Genomic DNA, 15,133 nt, shown 5'->3' with positions numbered 1-15,133 from the left:
TATGAATTATAAACATTTATTAGAAGTATTAAAAGATAACACCAAGAAATTTACCAGTAAAGAAGCTATTTTTTACAAAGACGAAGTTTTAAAAAGTTGGAAAGGAGTTTCTTGGAATTCTTTTTATCATCAAATTCAACAAGTTTCTAAAGGCTTAATTAATTTCGGAATAAAAGAACAAGATAACATTGGTGTTTTTGCTCAGAATATGACGGAGTGGATTATTGCCGATCTTGGAATTATGGGAGTTAGAGCCGTAACGATTCCGATTTATGCTACCAATTCTCAAAAAGAAGTAGAATATGTTGTAAATGACGCAGAAATTAGTGTTTTATTTGTTGGAGATCAAGAAGAGTTTGATAAAGTAGAACAGATTTCTGAAGAAAATAAATTCTTAAAATTAATTGTTGTTTTAACCGAAACGGTTGATATAAAAAATCATAAAAATGCCGTTTATTTTAATGATTTTATAAATGCTGATTATCCAAAAAGTATTGAAACTACATTAGAAAAGCGTCATTCAGAATCTGATTTAAATGATTTAGCAAGTATCATTTATACTTCAGGTACCACAGGAGAACCTAAAGGTGTTATGTTAGATCATACCAACTTTGCAGCATCTTTAAAGGTACACGAAGCTGAATTAGATGTTAATGAAAATGATGTTTCTTTAAGTTTTTTACCCTTAAGTCATATTTACGAACGTAGTTGGGTATTCTTTTGCTTGCAACAAGGAATTCAAGTTTATTTTAACCAAGATCCTAAAAAAATAGCCGATACTTTAAAAGAAGTAAAACCAACTTTAATGTGTACGGTTCCAAGAATTTTCGAGAAAATTTTTACAGCTATTCAAGAAAAAGAAAAGAAGCTTCTCCTATTAAAATGAAATTAGCAAGTTGGGCGCTGGGAGTTGGAAATAAATATCACAACAAGTACCAACGTCTTAATAAAAAAGTACCAGCTATATTAAAGTTAAAATATAAAATTGCAGATAAATTAGTGCTAAGTAAGTTACGCGAAGTATTTGGCGGAAATATAAAGTTTATGCCTTGTGGGGGAGCTCCTTTAGGCCCAGATTTGGTTTCGTTTTTTCATTCGTTTGCATTAAACATAAAATGTGGTTATGGTTTAACAGAAACAACGGCGACGGTTACGTTATTTGGTGATCATTATTTTGAATTTAACTCTGCAGGAAAACCAATTAATGGGTCTGAGATTAAAATAGGAGCTAATGACGAAATTTTAGTAAAAGGACCAGGTGTTATGAAAAGGTATTATAAAAAGCCTGAAGCTACTGCAGAAGTATTTGATGAAGATGGTTGGTTTAAAACGGGTGATGCTGGTAAAATTGATTCATATGGTAATTTAGTGATAACCGATAGAATTAAAGATTTAATGAAAACTTCTGGAGGAAAATATATTGCTCCTCAAAAGTTAGAAACAGCTTTAATTAGTGATTCTTTTATAGAGCAAATTGCGGTTATTGGTGATCAACAAAAATATGTAACGGCTTTAGCAGTACCTAGTTTCGATAATATTAAAAAATATGCTGATGAGCATAAAATTAGTTTTAAAAATATAGAAGATTTGATTAATAATAATCAAATTAAAACCATGTTTGAAAAACGTTTTGAAGAGTTACAAAAGGAGTTTTCTAAGTTTGAGAAAATAAAGAAATTTACCTTGTTACCAAAAGAGTTTAGCATAGAAGCTGGAGAAATAACGGCTACTTTAAAACTAAAACGTAAAGTAATTCAGAAAAAATACAAAGCACTTATTGATAAAATGTATGCTGAATAAGTATTCAGCATGTCATTCGGAAGAATTGAAGAAGTTTATTGTGTAAAACCGTAGTGAGATTTCTCAATCGCAAAAAAGCTCATTTCGAAATGACAGTAGGCACTGTCTCATAAAGTGTGTAAGTTTTAAAAACTCAGGATTGTTCAAATCCTGAGTTTTTTATTTTTATTAACTTTAAATTTTATATACTTATGAGACCAGAAGATTTATTAAACGATGATTTTTTAAAACAATTTAACAACGGATCAGAGCTAACTAGCTTCATCGAACAACTTCACAAACGAGGAGTTGAAAAGATTTTAGAAGGCGAACTCGATGCTCATTTAGATTATGATAAACATCAAAAAAGTAAAGCAAATAACTTACGAAATGGCTACACTAAAAAGAAGCTAAAAACTACTTTAGGGGACAGAAATACAAGTGCCAAGAGATCGTAATAGTTCTTTTAATCCAATGATTATAAAGAAAAGACAAAGTACTGCGGATGGTGTCGAAAATGTTATTATCTCATTGTATGCCAAAGGGATGAGCAATATTGATATCGAAGAACAAATCCGAGAACTCTATAATTTTAATGTATCTACTTCCACAATTTCAAGAATAACTGACGCTATCACCACTGATGTTATCGCTTGGAAAAATAGACCATTAGAGACTACTTATTTAATTGTTTGGATGGATGGAATTGTTTTTAAAGTACGAGAAAACTCTAAAGTAATTAACAAAACCATTTACATTGCTGTTGGGCTTAGAACAGATGGCAAAAAAGAAGTTTTAGGTTTGTGGTTGGGTAAAAATGAATCTTCTGCTTTCTGGATGAGTGTTTTAACTGATATAAAAGCCAGAGGAACTCAAGATATACTGATTACTGCAACCGATAATTTAAACGGTTTTACAGACACTATAAAAACCATTTTCCCGAATTCAACTACTCAAATTTGTGTAGTTCATCAAATTAGAAACTCTTGTCGCTATGTTGTTTGGAAAGATAAAAAAGCCTTTACAAAAGATATGAAACAAATCTATACAGCTCCAACAAAAGAAGCTGCAAGAGCTGCCTTAAAAGACTTTAAAACCAAATGGGAATCTAAATATTCTTACGCCATTAGAAGTTGGGAGAATAACTGGGATGAACTTACCGTATTCTTTGATTTTCCAGTGGAAATTAGAACTATTATTTATACCACAAATTTAATAGAAAATCTAAACGGAAAAATTAGAAAATACACCAAAAATAAACTCTCTTTTCCAACTGATGATGCAGTGATGAAATCTGTATATTTAGCAGTAAGAGAAAGCACTAAAAAATGGAAAATGCCAATTAGAAATTGGGGAATTATTCTAAACCAATTTTTAGCTATATTTGAAAACAGGATTAAACTATAAATAAGTTAACCCTGATTTTTTGAACTTACACAGTTTTTAGGATAGTGTCTGACAGTCGTTAGAAAACTCTAACTACTGATAATTTTTATAACCAACTCTTTAGTCAATGGTTTTCCATTGGCTATTTTTTTGATGTTATCAAACGTAAAAACAAAATCGCAACCTGTTTTATATGCAGAACAACCATAAGCGGTTTTTCCTTTTAAAACAGTTCCTTGTTTACATTTAGGACAGGTTATTTTATCACTGTCATTACGAGGAGTTTTCGACGAAGTAATCTCATTATTAACAGATTGCTTCGTTTCACTCGGAATAACAGTTTGTTTTGGCTCTAATTTTAAAGTAAAATTATCATCAAAACGTATCAAACCTTCAACTGTACCTGCATCTGTTGTAAAACCTTTTAAGTTGGTAGTACAGCCTTTATCAATCAATCGTATCAATTGATTTTCAGAAATTTTCTTTCCGTAAATTTCAAACGGAATTTTTAAATCGCAATTATTTTTATATTCAGAACACCCAAAAGCAGAAGAACCTTTTAAAATAGTTCCTTTTTTACATTTAGGACATGTTTTTCCGGCAACTTGTTTTTTTGTTGCTGCTTTTTTAGGTTTAGGAGTAGCAGATTGCTTGGTTCCATTAGCAGCGACAGTTGAGTTAGAAGAAATTCTTTTTTTAGAAGTGTTAGAACGTACTTCATACACCAATTCATCTACCATTTTCTTCATGTTGTTAATGAAGGTTCCTGCATTAAATTCTCCTCTTTCAATTTCTTTTAAACGTTTTTCCCAACGTCCTGTTAATTCGGCAGATTTTAATAATTCGTTGTCAATAATATTAATTAAATCGATTCCGGTTTGGGTTGGTAAGACTAATTTCTTTTTACGCTCAATATATTTTCTTCGAAACAAAGTTTCAATAATACTTGCCCTTGTAGATGGTCGTCCAATTCCGTTTTCTTTCATCAATTCACGTAAATTTTCATCATCTACTTGCTTACCTGCGGTTTCCATGGCACGTAATAAACTAGCCTCTGTAAAATTTCTTGGTGGTTTTGTTTCTTTTTCTAAGAATGAAGGTTCGTGTGTACCTTTTTCTCCTTTTACAAAAGAAGGCAAGGTCATTTGCTCGTTTAATTCTTTCTTAATTTTGCTTTCTTCCGTTTCAAAAGCAACGCGCCAACCTTTGGTTAAAATTTCTTTTCCGGTTGTTTTAAAAGGAACATCTGCCGCTTTACCAATTACTGAAGTATTAGAAACATCAGAATCTGGATAAAACACACCAATAAATCTACGGGTAATAATATCATAGACTTGTTGTTGGTTGTATTGTAAATTTCCTTGAATTCCGGTAGGTATAATAGCGTGGTGATCGGTTACCTTTTTATCATCAAAAACACGTTTCGATTTCTTAATTTTCTTTCCTAAAAGCGGTTGCGTTAATGCACTATAATTTGTTAATTTCGATAAAATTCCGGCAATTTTTGGGTACACATCATTGGGTAAAAAAGTAGTATCAACCCTTGGGTAAGTAACTACTTTCATCTCATATAACTTCTGAACCATTTTTAGTGTTTCATCCGCAGAAAATCCAAATTTATTATTGCAATATACTTGTAAACCCGTTAAATCGAATAATTTAGGCGCGTATTCTTTTCCTTTCTTTTTGGTAACAGAAACAATTTCAAAGTCAGATTCTTTTACCTTATTGGCTAAAAGTTCTCCGTCTTCTTGTTTTAGAAAACGACCATCTTCATAATTAAAAAGTGTATTTCTGTATTTCGTTTGTAATTCCCAATAAGGTTGTGGTTTAAAATCTCTAATTTCAAAAAAACGATTGACTAACATGGCAAGAGTAGGGGTTTGCACTCTACCAACAGATAAAACTTGTTTAAATCCGCCAAATTTTACGGTATATAAACGTGTGGCATTTAAACCTAACAACCAATCACCAATAGCTCTAGAATATCCTGCATAATATAAATTATCATATTTTTCTGCAGGTTTTAAGTTGTTAAAACCTTCTTTAATAGCTTCTTCAGTTAAAGATGAAATCCATAAACGTTGTACTTTTCCTTTATAGCCACATTGGTTAATTACCCAACGCTGTATGAGTTCTCCTTCTGTACCAGCATCCCCACAATTGATAACAATATCTGCTTTATCAAATAAGGATTTTACAATATTAAATTGTTTTCTAATTCCTGCATCGCCTGTAACTTTGGTGTCAAAACGATCTGGCAACATTGGTAAATTGTTTAAATCCCAACTTTTCCAATGCGGTTTGTAATCTTTAGGTTCTAAAAGTGTGCATAAATGTCCGAAAGTATAAGTTACCGCATAGCCGTTTCCTTCGTAGTAGCCATCACGTTTTGTGTTGGCTCCTAGAATATTAGCAATTTCTCTTGCTACACTTGGTTTCTCGGCAATACAGACTTTCATTTATGTTTTTTGTGAGTTCGAAATTAAGAAAATAATTATTATTTGTTCAGTAATAATTAAGTTTAAATAAATTTTCTATCAACATAATTATTGTTTGTTTTTCGCAATGCTTTTTATAAAGTCAGAAGTTTTTAAAAAGTAACTTGAATAGGCTTTTTTTTAATTAAAAGAGAATACATTATAATTTTCAGTTTATTTTTTCAACTGGATGTCACTCTGTTTTGTGCTACGCTATTCATTTATTAAATCTAATTCATCAATTGGTAACGATATATCTCTAACACCAATATCATTTCTAGCAATAATCCTAATTTCTCTCATATAGTTCTTGATAGTTTTTAAATCTTCATTAGAGAGTTCTATTAAATTTTCTTCTGTAAACTTTGACTTATGGAGTATAAAGGTTCTAAGTTGAAAAAGAGGGTTTTTCAATTTTCTGCTTAGAAAAATTCCATATTTTGAATAGAAAAAATCACGAATATCTTTGTAAAAAGTCATGGAATTTTTTACATTTAAAAACGATTTTTTTTCTATTTCTTTTATAATTGTATCATTAAAATAATCAAAATTAGTAAAAGGACGAAGCAAACACCAAAATTGTAGATAAGCTTCAACTTGTCTTTCATAATGATTTAATTTGAAAGCTTCTCTCTTCTCGTGTTTAATTTTTTTTAATGCATATAAATAAGCTATAATACTTACAGTAATGGATGTTGTAAGAGCTATAATACCAGTAATTATTTTTTCTTCCATTTTTACTTTTATTGTAAATAACATTTTTAAAGACCTAATTTAGTAAATAAAAACCGAATAGAAATCCATAAGTATTTTGTAAGTAACTTATAGTCAGTTATTAATTGTACACGCTATTTTACTTTCGTTATTTATTTAATTCATAATTTAATTCTGTCTAAATTTTCTATCCTTTTCTTAATGATAAATTTCCTCCAAACGTTTATGTTTTTGTAACCTTCTAATTAATTTATTTACGTAGATTATAATTTGGTAATCAAATTAAACATTTTTTTATTGATGAAAATATTAAGATATAATTCATGGTTCTATTCAGTCTAGAATCAAATAAACCACTATAGTATTTTGTTCTATAGTGGTTTATAAAATACTTAATGTACTGCTTTATTTAATCTAAAAAGATTTTTTTGGTGATTTTTTCTTTATCCGTTTTAAGTATTACAAGGTAAACTCCTTTGGCTAAATAGGGTAGAGTAATGGTTTCTACGCCTGTAGTTTCAAAAGAGATATTCATTAATTGTTTACCAAGAAGATTGTATAGTTTTAAACCTGTATCTCCCTGAGGCAAGCCCGTTATTTTTAGCGTAGCATTATCTGGAGTATAGACGCTTATATTTAGATTGTCTTCATTGGTTTCTGTGTTTAATGCAGTTTCGGTTACATGAAGATAAAACCTTCCTATTCCGTTTAAGGTTTTTGATAAGGTAGTTTTGTAAAAACTATTTTCTTCATCAATTCTCGTAAACGTATTTGTTTTTCTATCTTCCAAAAATACTTTTAGGTTGGATGGTAAACTTGTTAGGTTTGCAGAAAAGTTTAATTCTTTACCCGAAATAGCTTTAACCCCAATCGGAATTACCATTGTATTATAATTGTCTTTTGGTAACGATTGTATGGCTAAGTTTTTCCCTTGATTATTAGTAACTAATTGAGTAAATATAGCAAAATCTGTTTGAACCCCATCAAACATAGAACTATCAAAACCATTATCAAAACCAGTTGTTTTACCATCTATATAATAGATTTCTGTATATTTTTGGTTAGTTCCATCTTTTAAGAATAAGGTGATTTTAGGTTTGTTTTCATTTTTTAAAAAGGTGTTACCCCCACCATGAGTTTGAAAACTTTCTGCCAACTTAACAGTTCCGCTTGCGGAAACTTTTACAAAAAAACCTTGTCCTGGCGCTACTAAATAATTTGTTATTTGGTTTTTTGAAATATATTCTCCTGTACCTCCGTTTCCTGATGAGTCCCATAAGAAAACTGTGTTCTCTGTTAAAATACCTTCACTAACATTGTCTAAAAAAGTACTACTATTAATATAGGAAGTAAATGGATTACCAATAGCATTATATTGGTCTCCGGTATCATAAACAGGATATAGTACTGAATCTGTAATTACAAAACCATCAAAACTTAAAGCACCAGCAGATGCTTTTTTAATAGTATACCCCTTACCTGGTTCAAAAGAACCCGGGTTTAAATTTGCAGTTGTATAATAGGTCCATTTTGTATTTATAGGATTTGTATTTATATAGCTACCAATACCTCTTTTAATACCATTTGTAGCTACATCACTATAAAAATCATCTATGTTTTTACCACTTACAGGAGCAGAAATTAAATACCACCCTTCAGAAATAGTTGGTGAGGAAGAAACATATCTATTATAAAGGACTTTTTCGGTTCCTAAATGATGACCTTCTAAAATAAAAGATCCATTAGAGGTTGCATCAGAATTTATAGTAAATACTCCATTTTGTGTTAAATCTCCTCTTACTGTTAAATCACCGCCACCTTCTATTTGAAGGGAAGAAGCTGCATCTACCGTTAAATTATTAACAATAGCAGTAGTTCCTGATTCTATAGTTGGTTGATTAGTAACATTAGGAATAATAACATTATTTGTAGCAATTGGCACTGCAGAAGTACTCCAATTAGTGGACGTAGCCCAATTTTTGCTTGTTTTTCCAGTCCAATTAAAAACCACAATAATATCCTGTAATCTTGTATTTAAAATACTTTCTATGTCATGCCCATCTCCATTGCTACCTTTAAATAGCATAGAGAAATCGAAATTCCCTAAGTTTGTGTTCGTAAGACTTGCAATATCATGTCCGTCTCCGTTACCACCTTTAAACAATACTAGTATATTCGTATTTAAAAGAGTTGTATTTAAAATACTTTCTATGTCATGACCATCTCCATTGCTACCTTTAAATAGCACAGAGAAATCGAAATTCCCCAAGTTTGTGTTCGTAAGACCTGCAATATCATGTCCATCTCCATTACCACCTTTAAACAATACTAGTATATTAGTATTTAAAAGCGTTGTATTTAAGATGTTTTCTGTATCATGTCCGTCTCCATTACCACCATTATATAATACCATTAAATTAGTATTTAAGAGGGTGGTATTTAAAATGTTTTCCATATCATGTCCATCTCCATTGCCACCTTTATACAATAAGGTTAGATTTAAACTTGAAAGTGTTGTGTTAAAGTAGTTGTAAACATCTTGTCCATCGCCATTACCGCCTTTAAATAGCACCATTAAATTAGTGTTCACTAAAGTAGTATTGTTGACGTTTTCTACATCATGCCCATCTCCATTGCCGCCATCAAATTGTTGGGCATGTGTTATTTGGATGAGAAACAACAAAAACAGTCCTATGAATATTTTTTTCATCCTCATCATTTTAAGGTGCTGTTCTTACTGCTCTAAAGCCTATACGAGAACTTCCTCGATTTAATAAAGTAGCACCATCAAACCTATCAGATATTCTTAAAAAATCAGCTCCGTTTACATAAGAACCCCCACGGTAACCGTATCCATCACCAGTAGTACTATTTGGCCAATCAGAAACAGTTCCATTTCCAGTAGTTGAATTGACAATGCCATTACCATGAGTCCCTATAAATGACCTACCTTGAGCAGTACCCACAGTAACAACCGATTCATATACATTACCAGATAGTTCCATAATTCCATAATAACTACCACCAGTTTCTTCTCTAGTTTTATTTACGGCACTAGATGCAAATATGCCACATCTTACTGGTCCAATAATACTGCCTCTGGTATCTAGATACAGAGCATTTCCGCTACTTATTGCTGGGTTGTTAACTATTTCAGTAGAAAAGCCAGAGTTTGAAAGGGTATAATCGATATTGTTGATATTAGCATTACCCCAAGCAAATTCTCCTGCGTTAGGTGCTATTGGGCCTCTAGCAGCTTTTTCATACTCTAGTTCTGTCATCGGACGCATGGCAGCCCAATCCATATAGGCATTTACATCATTTGCGTGTAAATAAGCAAGAGCTCTATCTGGTGAAGTAGTAGTAGCATCAGCAGTACCACCTGTCCAAGATATGGTATTTCTTATTACAGTTGCATCGCTATTTTTGTGATCTGCATCTGTAAGATCATGATACCCTTTTTGTTGCTCTGTTAACGTATTGAAAAAAGCCACCCATTGTGCTTCTGATGTTTCATATTTCATGCAATAAAAAGCGCCAAACCCTTTAGGGTAATCAAGAGGTAAAATTCCAGTCTGGTCTCCGGCAGTTCCAGCCTCTGAAGTGTAATATAAATTACCTGCAGTATTAGCAATAGTTATAGCGTTTTCGCTGGTAACATTATAAGATAAAGTTGTGGAAACACCTCCTCTATGAAATTTGTTTTTTTCAGTACCAACAGTACCCCCTAAAGCAAAAGGGCCTTCGGGTACATGCACCATTTCAATGGCGTATACTTGTACGTCTAAAATATCACTGGTGTTTGTAGAACCATAATCCCATTGTAACTGTATGTTGGTAAAGTTTACATTTCCATCTCCATCTGCATCTCTGTATATAAAAGCACCTTTGTTATCATTAGACACTTCAAGAGTACTTCCGGTTGCAGCAACCGAGTTTGCTTGATACACTGTTGCATGTGTCCAGTTACCATTGTTAGTACGATATTTTACAAAAACCCATGCAGCATCCCAATTGGAGGGGCCTGCACTTAAGCGCCAAGAATTGTCCCAGGCTAAATCAAATTCTACATGGACCCAACCACCAGCTTCATTTAAATTTTCTAAAGAAATGTTTGAAATACGGATATTGTTAGCATACCCAGTAAAGCACATCATCATAATTGTTAAAAATGTTATTGTTTTTTTCATAATTGGTTAATTTTTTTTAGTTGTTAAGATGTTGTTATTTAGTGTTTTAGGGGATGTGTAGCAAAGGTTAATTAAAATAAAGTTTTAATGCACCATAAATATCCTGATTAATAGAGGGGAAAAGCACCCTTTTTTTATAGTTTGTAAAATAAAAAGAAGTGTAATGTGTTTAAAACTAATATATTGATGTGATATGGTTTAACCAATTGAGTCTTTCAAAATCGAGAACATTTATCGAAATGATTCTAACTTTTCAAGATGTTTTTATTTAAAAAATTACAAATGTATATTTTTTGATATATGATGTTATTATTGAATGAAGATTAATTGAATTATTACTTTTAACAACATCTCCTTAAAATCAATCATTTATAATATTATGTGTATATAATAATATAGGTATAAGTTTTTCTAGACGAACTAGAAGTATTAAAAGCAACTTTTAAAGTAAATTATGGTAAATTTAGAAAGTGAAGAGTTGAAAAACGGAATTTTAAAATGTTTTAATAATTCTAAATCATTATTAAGTGATGCTGATTATCTATTTGAAGGTAATCGATTTGCAAGAGCTTATTCAATTTATAGATTATCAATAGAAGAAAACCAAAAATCACATAAGTTGATTAACTTAATTATAGAAAAATCACTTAATAAAGACTTTAGTAAAGAAGAAAAGACGGAGTATAATAAATTTTTTACAGATCATTTAATGAAAATTAGGGCTTCAGCAATAGAAAATTATACTTTTTTTGACTTTTTTGAAAAGTATAATTTAAAGCAAGTCAAAACAAAAGAACAAATTTCAAATGAGATTTTAAACCCTAAACAAATTGATCTTTTTAAGCAATATGGTTTTTATACACATTTGATTAATAAAAAGTTTAAACAACCTTCTGATTTTATTTCTAAAAACAAGTGTCAAAAAATTCAAAGTGAAGCTCAATTGAGTCTATCAAAATCGAGAACATTTATCGATATGTTTCTAACTTTCCCTGAGGTTTTTATTAGAAAATTTTTAAATGTTGATTTTTCGATATATGATGATATTATTGAATAACGATTAATTGAATTAGTATTTTTAACAACATCACCTTAAAATAAATTATTCATAATATTATGTGTATGTAATAATAAGGAAGAGTATTCTAGAAGATCTAGATATATTATAAGCCTTTATATATTTATTATGTTAAATTTAAAATTGCATGAAGTTTTTGAGTTAAATGACTTCACAAAAGTCTTAAGAATTGAAAAAGGTGTTATTTATCTATTTCACGAGAACCATAAAGTAATAAACAGTTGCTTTGTTGAAATGGAGGATAAACTATTTATAGAAACTAAACCTTCTAATAGAATAGAACTTAGGTAAGTACTTTAATAGAGAATATAGTTTTTTTTTAATTCTATATTCTCTATTATTTTATTTTTTAAGGACGATTTTACTTCACCAAAGCTAATTGAATTCGTTTTTTCGCTATATCAATTTCTGAAAATTCACAATAATTTCGGAGGAAAAAGAAAAATGATTTTTACCTTAAAATTAGGAAACAAAAAAGCTTTTTTTTAAAATTCGAAGGAAATTTATCACTTCAATTTTGAGAGTTCTTTTTTAACATCGTCCCAAGTTGTTTTTTTCTTTTTGTTAGATTCATTAACCTCTTGTTGTATCTCATTCTTTTGAGAATCCGTTAAGTCATTCCAAAGATCATTTTTTTCTGTTTTATTGCTCATTTTATAAATATAAGAATTATTATTTTACTTCACCAAAGCCAATTGAATTCTTTTTCTAACCACATCAACCTCTAAAACTTTTACAAGTATTTGCTGATTTAAAGAAACAATGGCATTGACGTCTTTTACAAAAGTATCTGATAGATTAGAAACGTGAATTAAACCACTTTCTTTAATTCCGATATCTACAAAACAACCAAAATTGGTGATGTTATTTACAATTCCGGGTAAAGTTTGTCCGTTTATTAAATCTGTAATTATTTTAATATTTTGGTCAAAAGAAAACATTTTTGCTTTTTCTCGTGGATCAACTCCGGGTTTTTCTATTTCCTTAATAATATCTTCTAACGTAGGTAAACCAATGGTTTCAGAAATATAATTTTTTAAAGAAATTTGTTTAAGAATTTCTTTATTGCCAATAAAATCACTTACTTTCTTTTTGTGGTCTTTCGCCATTTTATCAACCAAAGCATAACTTTCTGGATGCACGCCAGAATCATCTAACGGATTTTTTGCATTCTTAATTCGTAAAAAACCAGCTGCTTGCTCAAATGCTTTTCCGCCTAAACGAGGCACTTTTTTAATGGCAGTTCTAGACGTAAAAGAACCGTTTTCGTTTCTATAATTCACGATGTTTTCTGCAATTTTTGGTCCAATTCCAGATACGTAACTCAATAAAGATTCGCTTGCCGTATTAATGTTTACACCAACCGTATTTACGCAACTTTCTACAACAGTATCTAAAGATTTTTTCAATTTAGTTTGATCTACATCATGCTGATATTGGCCAACTCCAATCGATTTTGCATCAATCTTTACCAATTCTGCCAAAGGATCTGCCAATCTTCTTCCGATAGAAACAGCACCACGCACAGTAACATCGTAATTAGGAAATTCATCTCTTGCAATTTTAGAAGCCGAATAAATAGAGGCGCCAGCTTCACTCACTACAAAAATTTCAATATCGTTTTTAAACTGAATGTTCTTAACCAATTGTTCCGTTTCTCTTGATGCTGTTCCGTTTCCAATAGCAATGGCTTCAATTTTATAAGTATCCGCCAAAGAGCTAATTTTATGAATAGCTTCTATAGATTTATTTTGTGGCGCATGCGGATAAATATTTTCATTATGCAACAAATCTCCTTGCTCGTTTAAACAAACTACTTTACAACCCGATCTAAAACCTGGATCTATTGCTAAAATTCGTTTTTCGCCCAAAGGAGCGCCTAATAATAACTGTTTTAAGTTGTTTGCAAAAACGGTAATTGCAGCTTCATCTGCTTTTTCTTTTGCAATAGACATTGCTTCGTTAGATAAAGATGGAAATAACAAACGTTTATAAGCATCTGCAATTGCCAATTCAATTTGTTCTGAACATTCGTTTTGTGAACGAATAATTTTCTCTTCCATTTTTTGAAGCATTCTTTCCTTGTCAATTTCTATTTTAACACGAATAAAACCTTCGTTTTCGGCTCTTAAAATAGCTAATAATCTGTGTGATGGAATTCGCATTAAAGATTCGCTCCAATCAAAATAATCTTTAAATTTTTGCGCTTTTTCATCATCCGCTTTAGCTTTAATAATTTTAGATGAAATGGTAGAATGGCGTTCTAATTCTCGTCTAATATTATTTCTTATATCTGTACGTTCATTAATCCATTCTGCAATGATAAAACGAGCGCCTTCTAAAGCATTATCAATAGTATCAACTTCGTTGGATGTGTGTTTAGAAGCGGTATGTTCTAAATCATTAACACGCTGACTCATCATCATTTTCGCCAGTGGTTCTAAGCCTTGTAAACGAGCTGTTTCTGCTTTGGTTTTTCGCTTTTTCTTAAAAGGTAAATACAAATCTTCTAAAGCAATTAAGTCTCTAGAAGTAGTTACTTTTTGTTCTAATTCTGATGTTAAAACATTTTGTTCTTGTAATGCTTTTAGAATGGCTTTTTTTCGCTTTTCTAAAACCTCAAAAACTTCTTTAAACTTAACAATTTCTCCTATTTCTACTTCGTCTAAATTACCAGTCATTTCCTTTCTATATCTAGATATAAAAGGAATTGTAGCATCTTCATTTAACAGTGAAATAGTGTTTTCTACAGATTTAGAAGAAAGTTGTGTTTGCTGAATTATATATTGAAGTAATTGCATTTTTTATTTGAATTTTATCAGAAAAAAGAAACCTCATAAAAATGAATTTATGAGGCTGCTAATATAATAGATTTTTGTCTCCTTGTGCGGAGTAAAAAGGTTAAAAAGTTCTCGAAACTTCGTTTGCTACTTTCAATCAAAAAATATTTTGATTTCAGCAATGATCGAACAGATATTATGAAATTACTTTCTCAAAAGCCAGTCTTTTTGCATTGTAATTGGTGTAAATTATTCCACAATAAGTGTAACCTAATTTTTTGATTAAAGATTGCATTCCAATGTTATCTTCATGTGTATCAATCTTTAAACTTTTTACTTTTTTATCTTTTAATTGTTGATGAAATTCATCAAATAGAAAAGTAGCTAAACCTAATTTTCTAAATTCCTTTTTAATCGCCATTCTATGAATAACTCCGTAAACTTCCGTTTCATCAATACTCCAATTTCCATCAATAACCTTGTAGGTTGGTTCTGGATTTACAGTAAACATAGAAGTTGCCATTACTTGATTTTCGTCATTAATAACAACGTAACTTTCGCCTTTTAGAATATCATTTTCTATTTGTGCTATATTTGGATATCCGTTTTGCCATTGATCAATATGTAAGGATGCTAAAAGTTCTTTGGCATCATTAATAATAGTCATGATTTCTGAAACATCTTCAATTTTAGAAAGTCTAATTTTCATCAATATAAACTTATAGA

10 protein-coding genes and 1 pseudogene are annotated in these 15,133 nt (G+C 30.6%); 4 read left to right on the top strand and 7 right to left on the bottom strand.

Annotation, left to right across the window (positions count from 1 at the left end; all coding sequences use genetic code 11):
* The first annotated feature begins 1 nt into the window (after position 1).
* The 3 genes and pseudogenes from GQR92_RS17895 (at position 2) to GQR92_RS02715 (ending at position 3,186) form a co-directional block, all read left to right on the top strand.
* Entirely contained in the window at positions 2–886 is an 885-nt protein-coding gene (locus GQR92_RS17895; RefSeq protein WP_233269972.1) for an AMP-binding protein, read from the top strand.
* Complete coding sequence (locus tag GQR92_RS17890; RefSeq protein WP_233269969.1) at positions 883–1,800, top strand: AMP-dependent synthetase/ligase; 918 nt, start codon at positions 883–885, stop codon at positions 1,798–1,800. Before GQR92_RS17895 ends, GQR92_RS17890 begins: the two co-directional genes overlap by 4 nt.
* 191 nt (positions 1,801–1,991) lie before the next feature.
* Positions 1,992–3,186: pseudogene (locus GQR92_RS02715) on the top strand (IS256 family transposase).
* Between the two features lie 68 nt (positions 3,187–3,254).
* On the opposite strand, the gene GQR92_RS02710 reads toward GQR92_RS02715, so the two are convergent.
* From GQR92_RS02710 to GQR92_RS02695, 4 genes are all read right to left on the bottom strand, one after another.
* Positions 3,255–5,627: a type IA DNA topoisomerase gene (locus GQR92_RS02710; protein WP_158837681.1), complete on the bottom strand. Its 2,373-nt coding sequence runs from the start codon at positions 5,625–5,627 to the stop codon at positions 3,255–3,257.
* Positions 5,628–5,858: 231 nt separating this feature from the next.
* Positions 5,859–6,380: a hypothetical protein gene (locus tag GQR92_RS02705; RefSeq protein ID WP_158837680.1), complete on the bottom strand. Its 522-nt coding sequence runs from the start codon at positions 6,378–6,380 to the stop codon at positions 5,859–5,861.
* A gap of 388 nt (positions 6,381–6,768) precedes the next feature.
* Complete coding sequence (locus GQR92_RS02700) at positions 6,769–9,069, bottom strand: T9SS type A sorting domain-containing protein (RefSeq protein WP_158837679.1); 2,301 nt, start codon at positions 9,067–9,069, stop codon at positions 6,769–6,771.
* 10 nt (positions 9,070–9,079) lie between these two features.
* Positions 9,080–10,549 (bottom strand): formylglycine-generating enzyme family protein, encoded by a 1,470-nt coding sequence (locus tag GQR92_RS02695; RefSeq protein ID WP_158837678.1) that lies wholly within the window; start codon positions 10,547–10,549, stop codon positions 9,080–9,082.
* Positions 10,550–11,003: 454 nt separating this feature from the next.
* Between GQR92_RS02695 and GQR92_RS02690 the strand changes: the two genes are divergently transcribed.
* Complete coding sequence (locus tag GQR92_RS02690) at positions 11,004–11,606, top strand: AbiV family abortive infection protein (protein WP_158837677.1); 603 nt, start codon at positions 11,004–11,006, stop codon at positions 11,604–11,606.
* Between the two features lie 527 nt (positions 11,607–12,133).
* On the opposite strand, the gene GQR92_RS02685 is transcribed toward GQR92_RS02690, so the two are convergent.
* From GQR92_RS02685 to GQR92_RS02675, 3 genes are all read right to left on the bottom strand, one after another.
* Positions 12,134–12,280: a hypothetical protein gene (locus GQR92_RS02685; RefSeq protein ID WP_158837676.1), complete on the bottom strand. Its 147-nt coding sequence runs from the start codon at positions 12,278–12,280 to the stop codon at positions 12,134–12,136.
* Positions 12,281–12,304: 24 nt separating this feature from the next.
* The gene (locus GQR92_RS02680; protein WP_158837675.1) at positions 12,305–14,428 is read right to left on the bottom strand and encodes a Tex family protein; all 2,124 of its coding nucleotides are present in this window, start codon (positions 14,426–14,428) and stop codon (positions 12,305–12,307) included.
* A 175-nt stretch (positions 14,429–14,603) separates the two neighbouring features.
* Positions 14,604–15,116, bottom strand: coding sequence for a GNAT family N-acetyltransferase (locus GQR92_RS02675; protein WP_158837674.1), 513 nt, complete (start codon positions 15,114–15,116; stop codon positions 14,604–14,606).
* Positions 15,117–15,133 lie beyond the last annotated feature (17 nt).

Origin of the sequence: Polaribacter sp. L3A8 (genome assembly GCF_009796785.1) — a bacterium.
Classification (GTDB): Bacteria; Bacteroidota; Bacteroidia; order Flavobacteriales; family Flavobacteriaceae; genus Polaribacter.
This window is presented reverse-complemented; position numbering and strand designations above follow the sequence as displayed.

Bases quoted from the DNA above. Each gene is read 5' to 3' on its own strand.
- GQR92_RS17895 (WP_233269972.1), top strand. From the start codon at position 2: ATGAATTATAAACATTTATTAGAAGTATTAAAAGATAACACCAAGAAA.
- GQR92_RS17890 (WP_233269969.1), top strand. From the start codon at position 883: ATGAAATTAGCAAGTTGGGCGCTGGGAGTTGGAAATAAATATCACAAC.
- GQR92_RS02710 (WP_158837681.1), bottom strand. From the start codon at position 5,627: ATGAAAGTCTGTATTGCCGAGAAACCAAGTGTAGCAAGAGAAATTGCT.
- GQR92_RS02705 (WP_158837680.1), bottom strand. From the start codon at position 6,380: ATGGAAGAAAAAATAATTACTGGTATTATAGCTCTTACAACATCCATT.
- GQR92_RS02700 (WP_158837679.1), bottom strand. From the start codon at position 9,069: ATGAAAAAAATATTCATAGGACTGTTTTTGTTGTTTCTCATCCAAATA.
- GQR92_RS02695 (WP_158837678.1), bottom strand. From the start codon at position 10,549: ATGAAAAAAACAATAACATTTTTAACAATTATGATGATGTGCTTTACT.
- GQR92_RS02690 (WP_158837677.1), top strand. From the start codon at position 11,004: ATGGTAAATTTAGAAAGTGAAGAGTTGAAAAACGGAATTTTAAAATGT.
- GQR92_RS02685 (WP_158837676.1), bottom strand. From the start codon at position 12,280: ATGAGCAATAAAACAGAAAAAAATGATCTTTGGAATGACTTAACGGAT.
- GQR92_RS02680 (WP_158837675.1), bottom strand. From the start codon at position 14,428: ATGCAATTACTTCAATATATAATTCAGCAAACACAACTTTCTTCTAAA.
- GQR92_RS02675 (WP_158837674.1), bottom strand. From the start codon at position 15,116: ATGAAAATTAGACTTTCTAAAATTGAAGATGTTTCAGAAATCATGACT.